Genomic DNA, 16,762 nt, shown 5'->3' with positions numbered 1-16,762 from the left:
CACCCCCTGTAAAATTTTAACAACACCCTCAAAAAACGCTTTTTCCGGCCTAAATTCGCCATTTTCGCGTTGCTAACCTATACAACGGAAACACCCCGCCCCATAAGCAATCAACCCGGCAAAAAGATAATTTAATGGTATAAAACATGATTATGGAGTATATTTTATGAAAAAGGTTCTCTTTGCCGCATCTGCGGTTGGGTTGTTCGCGGTGGGTTCCGCGTTCGCGCAGAGTGTCGAAATCGCAACCTGGTCGGGCTTCCGCAAGGGCGCCGCTTCGTTTACTTTCGATGATGGCGCTCCGAGCCACGTGACCGACGCTGGTCCGATGTTCAAGAAGTATGGCTACAAGGCTACCTTCAACGTGGTGGTGAACTGGAACCCCAACTGGAGCGGATTCCAGGGCCTGGCCGACGAAGGGCACGAAATTGCAAGCCACAGCAATAGCCACGGCAATAACATGAGCGGCGAAGAAGCCTCTTCGAAAAAGTCCATCGAAGGCAAAATCAACCAAAAGTACGGCGTCATCACGGTCGCCTACCCGAACTGCAACGTGCCTAACGAAAGCGCCGTTCTCCAGAACTACATCGTTGGCCGTATCTGCAACGGCAGCTGGAAGGGCATGGCCGATGAAATGGGCAAGGACGGTCCCTCCAACTGGGCTCAGGTTCCCGCCACCATGACCGGTGCCGAAGGCCAGCTCAAGAGCACGAACGACTTTACCGGCAGAATGCAGAAAGTTATCCAAAGCAACGGCTGGGCGGCATTCCTCACCCACGGTTTCCAGGGCAAGCAAAATGGCAACGCCAACTACTCGCCGACGGATATCAACGCCATCGATGGAGCCCTCAAGTGGGCCCAGCAGAACGATAAGGACATCTGGGTAGCCCCGATGGGCCATGTCGCCATGTATCTCAAGGAACGCAAGGCATCGAAGGCCGAAGCTAGCAGCAGCGGTGGAAACATCACCGTCAAGCTCACCCACAGCATCGCCGACAACATTTCCAAGTACGACTACCCTCTTAGCCTGAAGGTCAAGTACGACGGCTCCAAGGCCGAGGTGACACAGGCGGGCGCCAAGCTTGAATCCAAGATTGACGGCGGCTATGTGTACTTCGACGCCGTGCCGAACGCAGGCGAAATCGTGATTTCCGGAGGCGCAACTCCCCCGCCGTCTTCTTCTAGCGTCGAACCGCCGGCATCTTCCAGCAGCGCCGCCAATCCGGAATCCTCCTCGTCTTCGGGCCATCACTGGGGACCGTGGACGCAGAGTTCTTCCTCTACCACAGCAATCGCTGCCGATCCGGCAAGCCTCGCCGCAGTCGCCGTCTACAGGACCGCCGACAACTACATCGAAGTTTCTGGCGCACAGGGCCTGGAAATCTCCGTATTCAACAGCCTCGGCCACAAGGTCCGCGAAACGCGTGGTCTCGGCTATGTCCAGAAAGTGTACACCGGCGCGAAGGGCGTGTACATCGTGAAGGTCGGAAACAGGACTTTCAAGACAAGACTCTAATACTTAGATTCTCTGCGAGTTTGCGGCATCCTCACGGATGCCGTTTTTTTATTCCCAGAAAAGGCTTGCGCATGTAAAGAAAAAAATTTTCGCTCATTTTGGAACATTTTCCGGTTTCAATCGTTCTTGTATATAGATAGGGGAGTCTCTATCCGCCATCGCGGGGGCGTTCCCGCATTTAACGGAATAAAATGACAAGAGAGGAATTCGCAATCTTTCTCAAGAAACTCAAGGCCGCAAACGACAACGGACAGGATGTCGATACAATCGTCAAGGAATACGAACACCGCAACGTCTATTTCTACAACGACGGATGCATTAAGAAGATTCTCGCCAGCGAGAAGAACTTGACGCTCACTACCGACCTCATCAACGCGGCGCTGAATCTCGTGGGTTCGGACCGCATCGAAAATCCGCAACTCATGAACCCGTATGTCCCTGGCGAACTTGGGTACCGCGGCATCGAGCCCGATTTGCTTTTGACCAACGACCGCGGTAACGGCGTGCCCCGCGACCGCATTTCCATCGACGTCCAGCACGAGAACAACGATTCGCTGTACAGCGACCGCCTAGTTCTCTACGTGGCGCGCCTTACAGGCAGCATGGAGAAACCGGGCGACTTTACCCCTCTAGAGAACCTGCACGTAGTAAGTTTTCAGTTCTTTGACGCTTTCAAGGGTTCGCCGAACTACCTCCACACGGTACAGTTGCGCAATCAGGAACAGCGCGTGTATTTCGAACGGCAAACCGTGACACTCATCGAGGTGAACAAGTTCCTGAAGCATGCTGAGCAATTCGCCGGCGACCGCAGTCGCATCGCCCAGTGGCTCCGCGCCATCGACACCCTCAATCGCGAGGCTGATTTCAGCGAATTCGCTGGTGACCCCGTGTTCAGGGTATTGCAAAACGAGGTAAAATTGTGTAATTTTAGTGCAAGGTATATGCTCAGCAACATCATGAAAGACATCGACAAGTCGTACTGGGAATACGGTGCGGCCCGGAAAGCGAAGAAGGAAGTCGCAAAGAACTTCCTTCTGGACGGACTTCCTATCGAAATGGTGGCCCGCAATACGGGTCTTCCCCAGTCTACCGTCCTTGAACTCAAGAAGGAAATCGACTCGCCGGACGCATAACTCGCGGACTGTCAAGAAGTCGCAGAACTACAAGTTGCCGCACATCTACGTGCTCTCGCTTTTGACCGAGAACCAGTTCCCGAAGGAACCGGACACCTACCTGCACCATGCGCAAATCGTGCGCAACCGGTGCATTTTCTACAATAAGCTGGATATCTATCTGGTCGAAATCGAGAAGTTCTTCGCCATCGACAGGCGCACCTCACCGTGCAAGCGCGAAGCGACCGATAGGGCCGAGATGCTGCGTTTGTTCCGCGATGTTCTTGAAGAAAAGGACATCCCTGAGGAAAAGCTGAAGAAACTGCTTGACAAGGACTTTATGAAAGATGTATCTTTAGTGGGGTACACCGACGAAATTCTCCTGAACGAGGTTGACGGGATGACGAACATTATCTACGAAAAACAGGGTTCCTACTTGCAGGGCGGCGAAGACAAGGCAAACGAAATAGCCCTCGCGATGCTTGCCGAAGGCGATTCTGTTGACAAAATTGTCCGTGTTACCAAGCTCCCAAAGCAGGAAGTGGTCAAGCTGAAACGGCAAGCCGCGAAAGAACTGGCCACAGCGTAGCTCTATTGTCATCCCCGACCTGGTCGGGGATCTTTTTGTTTCCGCAATGTAAAAAATGCACGTAAACAAAATTTATTTGGCTCATTTTGGAACATTTGCCAGTTTCGACCGTTCTTGTATATAGATAGGGGATTTTCTCTCTATCTGCCATCGCGGGCGCGTTCCCGGAAACAAGAGAAATACGAAATGACCAAAGAACAGTATGCCGAAATGCTGCACGACATCAGCGAGACCCACAAGACCGGAGGCGACACTGCCGCTTGCATCGCCAAATACCGAAAGCGATACAAATTCGCCTACATCTACAACGACACCATATTCAAGCTCCTATTCGGCACCCCCGAAAACATGGAGTTCACGGCAAGCTTCCTCAACGCCATACTCAAGCTGGACGGAGGCGACTGCATTGACAAACTCACCTTCGTAAATACGGCAGTAGAAGGCGCCCTGAGCAAGAAGGTCATCTCGGACGTGGTCATCGAAAACGAATACCTCGAGCGCATCGTGCTAGAAGTACAGCACAAGGAAGACGACACCTACAGCGACAGGCTCGTGTACTATGTCGCAAAGCATACCGTGGCAAGCAAGGCCCACGGCGAAAGCTACTGGCTGCGGAACCTGAACCTCATCAGTCTCCAGATGTTCGACGGGTTCCCCGAATCCAGGAACTACCGGCACAGCATCCGGCTCAAGAACCAGGAGAACGACGAATTTTTCAAGAAGCAGACCATCACCCTTGTGGAAATCCCCAAGTTCCTGAAGGGGGGCTACAGTTCCGACAGCAGCATGCTGGCACAGTGGCTCCGGGTGATCGACGGCCTGAACGAAGAAAATCCCGTTCCCGTGCCCGAAGGTTCGCTGTTCGCCCGCTTGCAGGAGAAGGCCAAATTGAGTATATTTACCGAAGAGTTCCTGGTAAGCGAGGCAATGAACATGAGCGACCGCCTATACGAAATGTACGTGGAAAAGAAGCACGCCCGTGCCGAAGGGTTGGCCGAGGGCCGTGCTGAGGCAATCGATATTCTAGAGTCACTTGGTGCGCCAGCCGACCTAATCGAAAAAGCCCGAAAGATCGCAGCGGAAAAGGCCAAGGAATCCCCTAGCGAACTTTAACCCACTCCTTCATTAAAGCAAAAGCCCCCGGACATGTGTCCTGGGGCTTTGATTGTTTGTTGGGTAAAGAGAAGGCTCTCCCACCGTAACCGTTATTGTCGCACAATCTTATTTTTAGCGAAAGCGGCTCGTTCCAAGTGAACGACCGCTTTTTTGTTGAATTAAACTGTGCTTTCAGGATGGGTAAACCTATATGTCGAAGCAGATCACATAAGATCTTATGGAAAGCGATAAAAGATCTATTCTAATTACAAAGACGAGCTCCTAAAGTCACATTTGATCCATAGTTATCGCCACTTTGTGTTTTAATGTAATAGCCTCCATCTCGCTTTGCAGGCATATCTCCAGAAGCCTTATACCCCGATAGAGTTGTTCCATTTACGGTATATGAGTTCTGAAGGTTTATATAGTTCACGGATGTTGCATAATAACATCTTCCATCAGACGCAAATGTACCTGAGGTTACAGGGCTCGAGCATCCCGTCGGAGGGTTACACGCCGTCATGGCAACTGTTACCGACCATTTACATGTAAACGGTCCCGTAGTCTTTTCGTTATTTTTCAATTTAACGGAATAGACATAATCAAAATCGCCTACAGCTACAGGAGAAATTGAAAGATTTGTATTGAACTTGCTTGGATCGTTGTAGCAATCGCCACCAGAAGGTACTCCATTGCCACTCAGACTACAATCTTCAGGATTTCCATCAACACCACTTGCCCACGAAGCCTTAGCTGTAAACGAGTTCCCTATGTTGATACCTGCAGGTTGCGCCGAACATACAATTGGGTTCTTTATTTCATATGTCCCATGGCAAAGTTCATCAGAACCAACTTTCAGATAATATGTGTAAGTACCAACTCCTTGTGTTGGAGCATAGTCATCCATATTTGGACAGTGGTATTTGCCACAATCTTTAGATCCAACCTTGTCACTACCAATATATACATCTCGTGTCACGTCGGATGTCAGAGCGTCATTTCCCGTTGTCGTTATGCCCCAAGCAGTAGTTTTCAATGGGTAAGTGGAAATAGAAGGACAAGTTGCGGAAATTACGGTGCTTGATCCTCCCGTTTTATACTTCACATCAAAGTCGCACGGCGTTCCATCGCCAGCGGGGTTGCTGAGCGTCACGTAGTAGGTAACGGTCTGTGCGGTCGATTCGCCGGTAAAGCCGCTTCCCAGGGCACCGGATGTGTACCCGGTACCTGGTCCGATGACTTCCGTTCCTGTCGAACTGCCCTTTGTCACCTTGTAGCCACATCCCTGCGTGCAGTTTGTGACGCTGGTTGGGGTTACTGCGACTGTTGCGCCAACAGCTTCTTCCTTATCTGTAGGACAGTTATACGTAGGTCTCTGGTAGTTTACCGTAATCTCGCAATCAGCGCTATTGTCCGAAGTTTTCTTGTTCTCTATGGTGAAGCGGTACGTATTGTTTCCGCCCGCGGCATCGCCCGTAAACGAAATCTGCCCGGAAGTGTAACCGTAATTTGTTACACTCTTTTTCGTGGTAGAGCCTTCGAGCCAATCCACGGTATAATTACAGCCGGAACTGCATCCTGTTATGGTCGGTGTAAACTGTATTGTCGTTCCGGGTTCTGCGTTGATAGTTCCGGTCGGGCATGTCGCTGTCGGCGAGGCTTCGCCTACTTCGATATTTATGGTCTCGCAAGAAGCCGTGCCTATAGAACCTCCCGTAACGGAGAAATTATAGGGTTGAGTGCCCGCTGCTGTTGGCGTAATGGTATAGCTCATCTGGCAATTAGTATGAGAAACGCCGCTGCCGGTAAATGTCGAGTTATGGCAAGCTCCTCCATAAGACGCCGTAAAGGTGAAATTCTCTCCGAGTGTCAGGCTGGTCTTGTCCACCGAGCAAGTCAACTTCGGGTTGACCGTCAATGTTCCGTGGCATTTTTCCAGATTGTTGAAATACATGTAATAGGTGTATTCGCCTGTTGTATTGGGGGCAGTCATCGTCAGGGGTTCACAGTAATCTTTGTTGCAGTTGTTGCTCGATCCGACCTGGTTATTGTTTATTTTCACGACTCGCGGAGTGTTGTTGTTTATGTTGCCCAGATTAGACATCGTTACAAAATTTTCCACAGTCATTCCTGGATAACCTGAAACATTGTCGCAAGTTGCTGCGACCTCATCGTTTTCATCGACAATCGTGACGTTGCCCGAGCACACGCTTTTACCGCCAAACGTAAGTGTGTAGGTGTAATCGCCGGCAGCCGGAGCTGTAATCGTATTGTCCCAGCAGTTGCTCGGACTGCACTTAATTGTCCTTGTGACTGTGTTCGAACCACCGTCCGTCAGCGTCCACGTCATGTCGCTTCCGCTGTTGCTTACGTCGCCCGAAATTGACGATACGTTCAATGTCAATGCCCGTCCCGGATACAAATCTCCAGTAATGTCGCAGCTCCCTGTTACCGCAGAACTCGTCACGTTGAACGTAGCCGAATTACAGCTGGTGAACGATGCCGGATTATCCGTACTCTGGAGAATGAAATGGTATTCTCCCACTTCAAGCGCGGTCTCCTTGTTGGCAGCGTTTGCATCTGTGACCCAGGAGCCGTTGCCGCTTTCGGTCGCCGCAACAACCTCCGTGCCAGCACCATCGCTCAATATAACCTTGTAGCCGCAGTGGGTGTCCGGACAGTTGGAAATACCGTAGCTGAATACCGGGAGGCCTGCGCCCTGCTTGATAGTTGTAGCCCCGCTCAGGCCTTTACAGAGCGCTTCGACGCCGGATATTTCCACGGGGTTTGTTTCGCAAGTCAATGTTTTGTCGTCGTCTGTCGTAAGCGTAACGGCAAATCCATAGGAACGCACTCCGGAACCTACGTACGGATTTGCATCCGTAATCGGGAGGACGTTAGTTCCGACACGTCCGCTGATTCCAGACCATGTGCAGGCCGAGGACTCGTCGCATTCGGCCGTGCCGTCTGTGATGTAACTGGATGTTTCGCGAACCTCTATCTTTTTTGCGTGCGTGTAGTTGCTCACGACTGTTGATACCTTCCACTTCGCGGCAGGCTTGTCGTACGCAGCCGAACAGCTGTTGATATTGATGACATACGGGCAGGAACTCATTATCGACGTAGCCCTTGCGGAGCCGCTCGACTTCACGTAGACTCCCCCGACGCGTTCAGGGTCGAAACCTTCCACGTTCGACAGGTTCTTTACCGGAATCGTGACGGTTCCGTTGCTTGTTGTCTTGTAGGGGAGGCTGTAGATATGCTGGCTTGCCCCGTAGGTATACATGTTGTCCGTATTGACGCTATAAAGGAAGATTTCAACCTCATCCCCTGCGGGGTTATCAAGGATTACCTTAAGGTCGGCATCGCGTACGTTTGCCACGTCTGCGACTCCGTAGAAAAGGCCTTCTGCATCGCTTGCCGTATATTCGAACGTTATGTGCTGCGAACACTCCCTCATTTCGCCGACCCAGAATGCACCGCAGTGAGCCGCAACGCCCTGATTCGCCCAAGCGGCAGCGGGGCCCACGACAGAACAGTTCTCTACTCCGGCCTTGGCTGTTTTTACCTCCCTGCGTTCAAGATTTGAATAACCATGAGCGCCAGGTTCTGTAAACCGGTAGCTTGTTCCGCACCGTTTGTAGTCGGTTCCGCTGATGCTCGTTACACATCCGGCGGCATCGTCGCCATTGTAGTAGTAAACCGGAATGCAGCTATTTGCATGGGCTTCGTTGTACCAGGCGGAGAATCCGGTCCAGGGTTCTACGAATTCGTCTAGCGGCACGATTCCACCCGTATAAGCCGCCTTGAAGGAACAGCTGATTGTCGGATAGGTGTCCCAGCACTGTGCATTGTATGTGTTACTCTTCCAGCCGATGCCGTACAACTTGAAACTCGGGTCGGCGAGAGAATAGCCAACGTATTCGTTCGGCGCTGTTGCGGTGATTCCGGGAATCGTCCCTTCCTCCAGGGTAAACGACACCTCGTCGGCGTCCGAATCTGTAGCCCATGTGCCGGGCCATACTTTCACATTGAGCTGGCTGTTTCCTTTGACCGTAGTGAGTTCTGCCGACATCATGATGATATCTGTGGCGGTAATTGTCCGGAGATTTGCAAAGGTCTGTGTCTTGCACCTGTTGTCGTCCCCGTTAACGCACAGCCTTGCTTTCAGCGTGCCGTTTGTTGTCGCGAATACGTTCAGCATCAAGAAACTTGACTTGGTCGCGTCGGATCGCAGTATGAAGCCCGAATTCTTTACCGTTGCCTTTGCAATATCGCCCGTACTGAGACCTTCGAACGGTACCTGGAACTGGGCTTTGAGAACGCCGTCCTTGCCCGCCTGCGCAGTACTCATCACGACAGCCCTGACAGTAGCCTTTTCCGCCTCACGCTTGCCGCGCGTTGCCTTGTACTTGAGGGAAATCCTCCCATCGGAATAATCGATATTTTCCATGGAACCCTCGAACAGGCGCCACTTGGTTTCTCCATTCGAGACGGTGCTGCAAACCCCATCGCATGTTTCGATGCAGTAAAGCGGGTTCGATTCATCGCACGCCACGGACGCACGGTCGTAGTGGTTTTCGTCCTTGAACTCGTCAAAGAAACAATGTTTGTCCTTTTCGCCAAAATGGGCTTCAACGGTATTCGATCCCGTGACCAAGACTCCGTAACTGGAATTAAGGTCCGGATCGCTAGATTCACAGTCGGCGCCTTCAGCGCACATCCAGTAATTGAACGTACTCGGCGGGTCGGCACTATTTGCCGGATCAGAACCGAATGCAAGCCTCACGAAGTCTCCGCGGTAAACACTAATTTTGCATTTTTCCGCCCTACGACCGGCATCCTTGAAGTCGCCGTAGGTGCAAGTATTGCGTAACTTGTTTTCTACGAACATGTAGATGGTCTCGTTATCCGAAAGGTCCCCGGTGACATTGTAGTGTAATTCGAATGTCTGCGGGATAGCCTTGAGTCCGGCATAGAGAGTCACCGTATCGTTGGGCACAAACGGTCCCGTCGCCGAATTGTTTGTGGAGGGAATAACGACTTGGCAACCGATTGGGGTGGAGGGCGATACGAGGGAAACTTCACCAGTGACCCCGCAACTCCACTTGTTGTTGTCGCTGATTGTAGAACAGTTGGTCCCGTTCGCACCCACCCAGATTTCGCTACCTACGCTACAGTCGGGCCAGTTGGACTGAATCATCTTGTAGTAATCTCCGCCCGGACTGCAGGCGGCGTTGCCCGCACCCGCACCGCTGCAGTATTCGGCGAGCCCTTTGCGTTCGACGGTGATGCTGTTCGTGTTGTAGATGATTTCGACTTGCTTGTTTCCTGGCGTGCACCCTTCGGCATCCTTTATCAGGAACAGGACAGAGCCGTCGCTCGAACTGACGTTTTGTACATCGAAAATTTTCATGGGAGTCTCGTTCGACGTGTTGAACGTGACGGTGAATTCGTTGCCGTTCTGCGAAACGCCTGCCGCAGAGGAAATGTTCCATTCGGGTGCATAGTCCGTTGCAGAAACAACCACCTTGCATTCGACCCCGGCTCCGGTTGTCTTTTCCCAACCGAGCTCGACTGCGGTCTCGTTGCCGATGGCGAGTTCCTCGGAAGACTTGGTAAACGATACCGCCGGGTTGCCGCCTTCGCCGGAAACGACCACCCAGAACGGGACCTTCTTTTGCAGGGACCCTGTTTTGCCGTTTACAGTTGCGGTTGCTTCGCAGGTAAATTCGCCTTCGGTCAGTGAGCCTGTTGCCGTGAGCTTGCCCGACGTGGGAATGCCTCCCTCGCATGCGACCGATTCACCCGAAATGGGGCTGGAACTGCCCACGGGAGCAATCGCATTGAGCGGTACAAGGTTATAGTAATCGGCAAGCTTCCCTTTCGCGTCTTTCGTGATGTAGATGATTCTCGGGAGCACGATGAACGATCCGTCGATATCGGATGTCTGCGATTTGTTGTCTATGTTCTCGTTGTTCTTGTACTGCGATTCGAGCGAAATCGAAAGTTGTGGTGCTACTGAAATGTAATAGTCGTCCGATCCGCCGGACGTGTATTCGACCGACACCACGCTGGAAGAAGACCCCGGCGTAGCGCTCGTGCCTCCGCAAGTGGCTGCGTTTGCGTCGCAAACGATGCCGTTGCCTACCATGTCGCTCATTAGGTCTGGATTGTAGACCAGGTTCGAGGTCCACATGTGGTTGACTTTTGCGCAGGTAGACGCCTTCAGATAAATTGTTCCGGACAAAGTGTTGTTCTTCCCCTGAATGCCCTCGATTGTACCGTCGGAGAATATAAAGTAGTTGAATAGACCGCTTCCTTCAAGGTAAATCTGACTGTTGGCCGTCTTGTAGAAACCTTTCGGGAAATAGATAAACACGTAGTCGTTGCTTGTCGCTGTCGGCGGAAGTTTCATCGCGTCGTTGCTATGGTCGGAATCGATGACAAAGATGTACTTGCCCATCATGCTTCCGCTCGGGTTTTTGAACAACTTTGCATCGGCAAGCGATATCACCAGATACCCGTTGTACAGTTGCTTGTCGTTTTCGTTATCGACGGTTGCGTCGTGGGCAAGGGCCTTTTCGTAGCATTTCTTTAGTGAAGTTTCGCTATCGTTGGATACATTATAGTTGTTCTTGGCATTGTCGTCCAGTTCTGCAATGGATTTGGCGCAGGGAGCCTTGTTGGCAAAGTTCTTGAATGAATCATAGCCGGTTTTCAGCTGGTCTCTCACCACGAATTTTGCGCCATCGCAGCCGGGGGCCTCTTCCCAAACGCTGAAGCAGTGTTCCTTGACGGATTCTGCACAGGTCATGTCGTCGGGCTTGGTGTTGACCCACGGCATAAATTTTCCCTTCATCGTGAACCAGGGCTTTACACCGCATGTCGGTCTCCAGGTCTTGTCCGATGCCAATCCACAATAAGGTGAACCGATTATTTCCGTACCATTGTCATTATAATTAAGATAACGGTACCATCCCTTGCCTGCTACATTAGTCTTGTGGTGGTTGTAGCAGCCTATGCCATCGCAGTCCTTGGTGTGTGCGGAATTAGTAAATACATAATTCTTTGTCTTTTCCGGGAAGTTTATGAAATATCCGTTCATTATTGTATTCGAATTATATTTGCTGCAGAAACTTTCGCTCCACCAGCGCCATCCCTTTGAAAATTCCGTACACCATTTCCAGTCGGGGTCGCTGTAGCTGCCAAAAGAAACGTCCGTATGGCCGGGTTCCATGTAATAGATGTAATAAAGGTCCTCTTTCGATGCCCTATCTGTAGTGTATATGGGAATGTCGGATTCGTTGTTCCAAAATTTCGCGTGCTCCTGGTTGTCGAGAGTTCCCCAGCATATTTGCTGCTGTCCCCAAACGCTCAACCCCGCCAGGCACTGCCTCGGATGCTCAGTGTCTTCGGTATACACCCTGTCGCTTCTCAAATCTCTATATTCTGTCCACGGGTGCCCGGACTTGATATAGACCTTCGTGTTCTCGTCCGTACCCACGACAAAGTTCTCGGACTGATTGTAGTTGTCGTCGGCGTCCTTCCAGATTGGGAAATCTGCCTCCATCCATGCTCCACCCTCGAGTTTCACGCTGTTTCCATTCGTCTTTATCTGTCCGTTCTCGAGAACGCAGGTATTCCCCTTCACCACGCGCGTATTGCACTGGTCAAAGTTGACCGTGGCGTTTACGGTCATGTTGCCAAGGACCTGAAAGTCCAAATCGCCGCAGGCAGACGACATTTCCAAATTGCCGTCAAAGTATGCGTCGCCGCTGATTACGCCAGTGAAGTTTTTCGCCTTGCCCGCCACATAGAAATCCTTGGTCGTAATGCCGTTCGTCGTGTTTAGTGTGCCGCCGATACATGTAGTTTTGGCGACATCGATTCTGTTACCTGAAAGGTTCGCATTACCCGTAACGATAAAGTCGCCGCTGGTTGTTTTCGGAGGGTTCTTGTCCCAGTTTCCGTTCACCACCATCGATGTCACATCGTTGGATCCTTCGTAAAGGATAGAACCGCCGAAATAAGCGTATTCAAAATTCGACTTGAAATGCTTTTCCTTGATAGGCTTTGTCACCTGGTACAGGCCCTTCACATTCAAGATTGCAATTTCGCTATGCTTGGCTCCGCTGTTGCGCGCCGTTCCCTCGGAAAGAAGTTTCAGCTTGTACGTCGATTTTTCGGTGTTCACGCCGACAAGATAAACATCGAAATGTTGGCCTGCGCGCACAAAGGCGGCCAGGCGGTCGGTCAGTTTAACGGGTGCGTTTTTGCCATCCTTGTACTGCTTGATAATTGCACCGGTCTCGTTTGCGTTATATGTCATCCAGCTGCGGGCGCTCTCGATACCCGCAAGTGCGCTCTGGTATGCCTCGTTTTGCTGCATGCGGCTTGCGCTGGAACGACCTTCGCTGGTAAGCCACTTGTAGGTCGCTGTAGCAGCGATGGTTGCCACCAACATAAAGAGGAGTACGGTAACAAGCGAGACGCCTGACTTTAGAGCAAGATTCTCGCTTGCGCGAGAATAACGTGTTGTGTGTCTTTCATTGAAGAACATAATTCCTCCTAGTCGGTAGGACCGTTGCTCGGGGTGGGAATCACGAGAATCGCTTCGCCCGATTCTCCGTTCCGCTTCACCTGAAGCCGCAACTGGAAAGCCTTGACATTCTTTTTGTACTTGGTCGATACGGAAGTCGTATTTGGGTCGAACTTATAAACGGAACTTTCGGCTACGCGTAACTTCAGGTTCGAAAACACGATAGGTGCAGACGCTGCGACAGGGCTATAAAAGGAGAACGTGAACGCAATACAGGCGCTGATCGGGGACTTGAGCGAAAAACGAACCTTCCGCTCGATGTCTTTCGCGTCGTCTTCCAAAGGCGGGTAAAAAGCGAAATCGTCAAGGCCCGCAATCGGCTCGCCCTCGACATTCCTAAACCCGACCGCCATGTGGTCCCTGTTTACGACGAACGACTTGATGGCATTTTCGGCCCCGGGTTCCGGATATACGTTGAAGCTCAGTTCGTATGTAGTATCTGCGCCTAGGTGGATAGGGCTGTCCCCGCAAAGGTTTTTCCAGCTTGCATCGGGTGAAGTGTTCTTGAACGCGTATACCTCGTTCAGGTCCTTTTCCGTAGATGCAGCCGGGTCGTCGTCGTCCTTGTAATTCGAGGCGAATTTTTTCAAGATGACATTCTTGCCGCCCGCCCCCACGAAAAGAGGCTGGATATGCTTCGCGGCATCGTAGCGATAGACAAACTTGAATTCTCCCGATTCGTCCGGGAACACGAGGTATTCGTCTTCTCCTTCCGTTACGTCGTCTGCTTTATGCCAGGGAATCGCCGGCAAAACCTTGAAGGAATCTACATCTGTAGCCATTTCGACCGTGAAATTGTCGAGATCCGTACCGGATGAACCTTTCGGCGCACAGTCGTCGCCGGCACTGCCGTCAATAACCAGGCAACGCCGCTTGAGCACTTTCCCCTCCAGAATCCACGAAACCTCTTCCACGGCTTCGTACTTGCCATCGGAGTCATAGCGCAAGCGGCGCATCTTGAACTGTTCCAGATTCGTGTTTGGCGCCGGACTTGTCGGGACGAACTCGAACGAAGACAGGTCTTCCACCTTGTCGTCGGGGTCGCCATCGACCTTCGGGTACATGTAGACAGAGTCGTACACGCCACTAAAAGTATCGTCGCTCCCATCGGTGGCGTTGCTTTCGAGGGAACTCTTGGCCCCCATCTGCGCCACGTCGGTCTTGAACAGGGTTGCCACGTTCTCGGCCACCTCGGATGCCTTGAGCATGCTCTGCGTGCGGATGCGCATCTTGGTCGAGTTGCTAAATGCTTGACCGGCAACAATAACCACGATACCCACGATGGCGATATACACCATGAGTTCCATGAGGGTGAAACCCCGCTTGCGGGTATCGCATGCCGAGCGCTTGTCTACAACAAATTTTCCCATACCGATCACATTCCGTCCATACGCAAAACACCGTGGCATACACCACGAAGCGGGGCCCACCCGGGTCCCGTCTAGTTTAAAATAGCTTTTTTTCTGCGAAATGTTTCAAAATATTTAAAAACAGGCGTTTTTCTGCGTTTTTGCGCACATTTTGCCTTTTTGAGGCATTTTAAGCATATTTGGGATCCTCAAAAGTCCCGATTCGCAACAATAATTTTACATTTTATGAAAAACAGCCAGCATTTTACAAGCGTTAAAGCCGTTCTTCACTTGATGGCGAGCATGGCCGAAATCAGCGCCTCCGGCACTTTATGGGAGCGAAGGAACTCTACCCTTTTGGCATTAACGGCTTCATTTCTAGATCGTTCCTTCTCCATTCCTTTCTCCATCCCTTTCTCCATCCCTTTCTCCATTCCTTTCTCCATCCCCTTTTTCATGCCTGCTCGACGCCCTGCACGTTCTGCAGCTCGACGACGATCTCCAGCAGTCACTATTCCCAGGGCTTGTCCGATACTCATTCGCATTTTCAACTCCTGCACAATGTCTTCATCAAGGAACTCTCCTAAATATAACTCTATTTTTTCAGCAAGGGTAGCCCTCGCCCCTACTTCCATCTTATAGAGTAGCGGGACCAGCTTGTCACCTAATTTTTTTAGTTTTTCCCCGTCAAAAGCGTATTTCATCACAATTGTCCCAATGGCGGCCTCAACATTCTTTTCTGCAAAACAATGGCTGTCGGGAATATTGGCCAGATTCACGAGCACGCAATCAAACGGCAGTTCCTTTCCTCCTAGTTGGTTTCCATACTTTGCCCGAAAATCTGCAACCGGGTCCCAAGCGCCCTGACCGTTGTATATTATAATGACCTTGGTAGGAAGCCAGCTAAAGTCTGTCGCCCCCTTGTTTACCATAACCTCGAATACATATCGATAGATTTGCGAGAGTACGTCGCCTTTGCGATAGGATTTATGTTCAAGCAATATTCCCACAAAGACTTCCGGACCGCCCTTGGTCCGCGCCTTGAAAGCAAGGTCCGCCTCACCCCACTCACGAACATTGCTGAAGCTGCCGGGTATAAGTTCCATGCTCGACAAATCCACGGCAGATAGCATGTTGCATAAATCAGGATTTCCGTGTTGCGCGAGCTGCAGGAGGGTTCGAGCATTTCCCGGAACCGCATAGACATAGCGGAAGAACGGATCATGCTTGCGTCTAGCGATCTTTCTTGTTTCATTCTGTCTTGTTCGCATAAAAAACTTTTTCCGTTTTACACGGGTACGCGCCCGTATCGCGAACAGGAGATTATCCCCTATCTATATACAAGAACGATTGAAACCGGAAAATGTTCCGAAAAAGACAAGAAAATTTTGTTTACAAAATTCGACCGTCTATCTCCAGTGCGTCCCGAATCGCACGATGAGGTCGATTCCGCCGTACCAGTTGTAGCCGTCAATGTCGAAGATATTGTCGCCGAAGTTTGCCACCCCGATGCGGGCGCCAAGCCCAAACACGTTCGGTATCGCCCCCCCGTCCCTGCCGAAATACTTGGCCCCCGATATTCCCGTAGTGAACCCATACGAATACCCGTTTTTCATATCCTTGAGTCCCTGCTCCTTGTAGTATTTTCCTTCCTCGGTGTCGAACTCGATGGCATGGAGCCTGAGGCCGCCGAACACGGAAAGGTCGTAGGAATACGAATAGATGACTTTCGCACGGAACAGCGCCTCGACGGCGGTGTAGGAAATTTCCTCCTTGTAGTAGGTGACCCCCGACTGCACGATATCTTCCTTGTAGGGGTTCACGACGACGATGCTCCCGATGCGGAATTCGGCGCAGTATTTCCCGAATGCGCAATACCCGAATCCGAGATCGAACGCGGGACCGGGGCGGAGCTTGTCGTTGGCGCCATTGCTAAAGAAATTACCGGCAATCCCGATGAACATCTCCCAGTGGTTTGCGTGCAAGACCTCATGCTCGCTCTTGGCGCGGAAAAACTCTTCCAGGAATTCACGCTGTTGTTCATTCTCAATTTTGCCCAGCTGAATCTGCACGTAGCGCGGGGTCTGTATTCCGGTAAAGCAGTAATAGACGATAGTGCGGACAAAGGCGGCATCGCCGGGCGATAGTTTTTTCAGGTCAGCTTCCCAGGCTTCGCTATCGAGGTAGACATAGACGCTGTCGTAAAAATCCTGGTTGGCATAGCCGAAATACGCAAGGCGGCCAAACGGCGTGTTGTAGACATTCAGGGAACGCACCAGGCTATTGCGCACGTAGTCGACGTTCGCGATAAGGGAAAACTGCCCGGCAAGAAGCCGCGTGCCGATTTCCTGGTCGAAGTAGGGTATTTCCACCTGCTCCCGGGCCTCCTTTTCGTCGGCCTTGGGCGTAGAAAGTCCGCTTCCCCAGCCCCATTCGCTCTGGGCCGTCGCACAGACGACAAGCACACCGACCGTCACAAGAACATGCCTGAACATCATT

General features: G+C 51.5%; 8 protein-coding genes. 4 read left to right on the top strand and 4 right to left on the bottom strand.

Annotation, left to right across the window (positions count from 1 at the left end; all coding sequences use genetic code 11):
• Positions 1–166: 166 nt before the first annotated feature.
• The 4 genes from B2952_RS10550 to B2952_RS10535 all read left to right on the top strand — a co-directional run bounded on the left by B2952_RS10550 (position 167) and on the right by B2952_RS10535 (position 4,330).
• A complete protein-coding gene (locus B2952_RS10550) occupies positions 167–1,516 on the top strand; it encodes a polysaccharide deacetylase family protein (RefSeq protein WP_290727889.1) in 1,350 nt (449 codons plus the stop codon).
• 191 nt (positions 1,517–1,707) lie between these two features.
• Positions 1,708–2,649: a PD-(D/E)XK nuclease family transposase gene (locus B2952_RS10545; RefSeq protein ID WP_290727887.1), complete on the top strand. Its 942-nt coding sequence runs from the start codon at positions 1,708–1,710 to the stop codon at positions 2,647–2,649.
• Positions 2,612–3,217, top strand: a complete 606-nt coding sequence (locus tag B2952_RS10540) for a hypothetical protein (protein WP_290727885.1) — start codon at positions 2,612–2,614, stop codon at positions 3,215–3,217. The genes B2952_RS10545 and B2952_RS10540 overlap by 38 nt, the downstream gene beginning before the upstream one ends.
• Before the next feature lie 186 nt (positions 3,218–3,403).
• Positions 3,404–4,330: an Rpn family recombination-promoting nuclease/putative transposase gene (locus B2952_RS10535; RefSeq protein ID WP_290727884.1), complete on the top strand. Its 927-nt coding sequence runs from the start codon at positions 3,404–3,406 to the stop codon at positions 4,328–4,330.
• Positions 4,331–4,574: 244 nt separating this feature from the next.
• Here the strand turns inward: B2952_RS10535 and B2952_RS10530 are convergent, their stop codons facing one another.
• The 4 genes from B2952_RS10530 to B2952_RS10515 all read right to left on the bottom strand — a co-directional run bounded on the left by B2952_RS10530 (position 4,575) and on the right by B2952_RS10515 (position 16,761).
• A complete protein-coding gene (locus B2952_RS10530; protein WP_290736421.1) occupies positions 4,575–12,875 on the bottom strand; it encodes a pilus assembly PilX family protein in 8,301 nt (2,766 codons plus the stop codon).
• An 8-nt stretch (positions 12,876–12,883) separates the two neighbouring features.
• Entirely contained in the window at positions 12,884–14,284 is a 1,401-nt protein-coding gene (locus tag B2952_RS10525; protein WP_290736424.1) for a prepilin-type N-terminal cleavage/methylation domain-containing protein, read from the bottom strand.
• Positions 14,285–14,550: 266 nt separating this feature from the next.
• Positions 14,551–15,534 carry an Rpn family recombination-promoting nuclease/putative transposase gene (locus tag B2952_RS10520; protein ID WP_290736427.1) on the bottom strand — a complete coding sequence of 328 codons (984 nt, stop codon included), beginning with the start codon at positions 15,532–15,534 and terminating at the stop codon, positions 14,551–14,553.
• A gap of 138 nt (positions 15,535–15,672) precedes the next feature.
• Positions 15,673–16,761 carry a hypothetical protein gene (locus B2952_RS10515; RefSeq protein ID WP_290781609.1) on the bottom strand — a complete coding sequence of 363 codons (1,089 nt, stop codon included), beginning with the start codon at positions 16,759–16,761 and terminating at the stop codon, positions 15,673–15,675.
• Position 16,762: the final 1 nt, after the last annotated feature.

The sequence above is a fragment of the Fibrobacter sp. UBA7003 genome, assembly GCA_002449765.1.
GTDB lineage: Bacteria > Fibrobacterota > Fibrobacteria > Fibrobacterales > Fibrobacteraceae > Fibrobacter.
The sequence above is the reverse complement of the archived record's forward strand: the minus strand, read 5'-3'. Positions and strand labels throughout refer to the sequence as shown.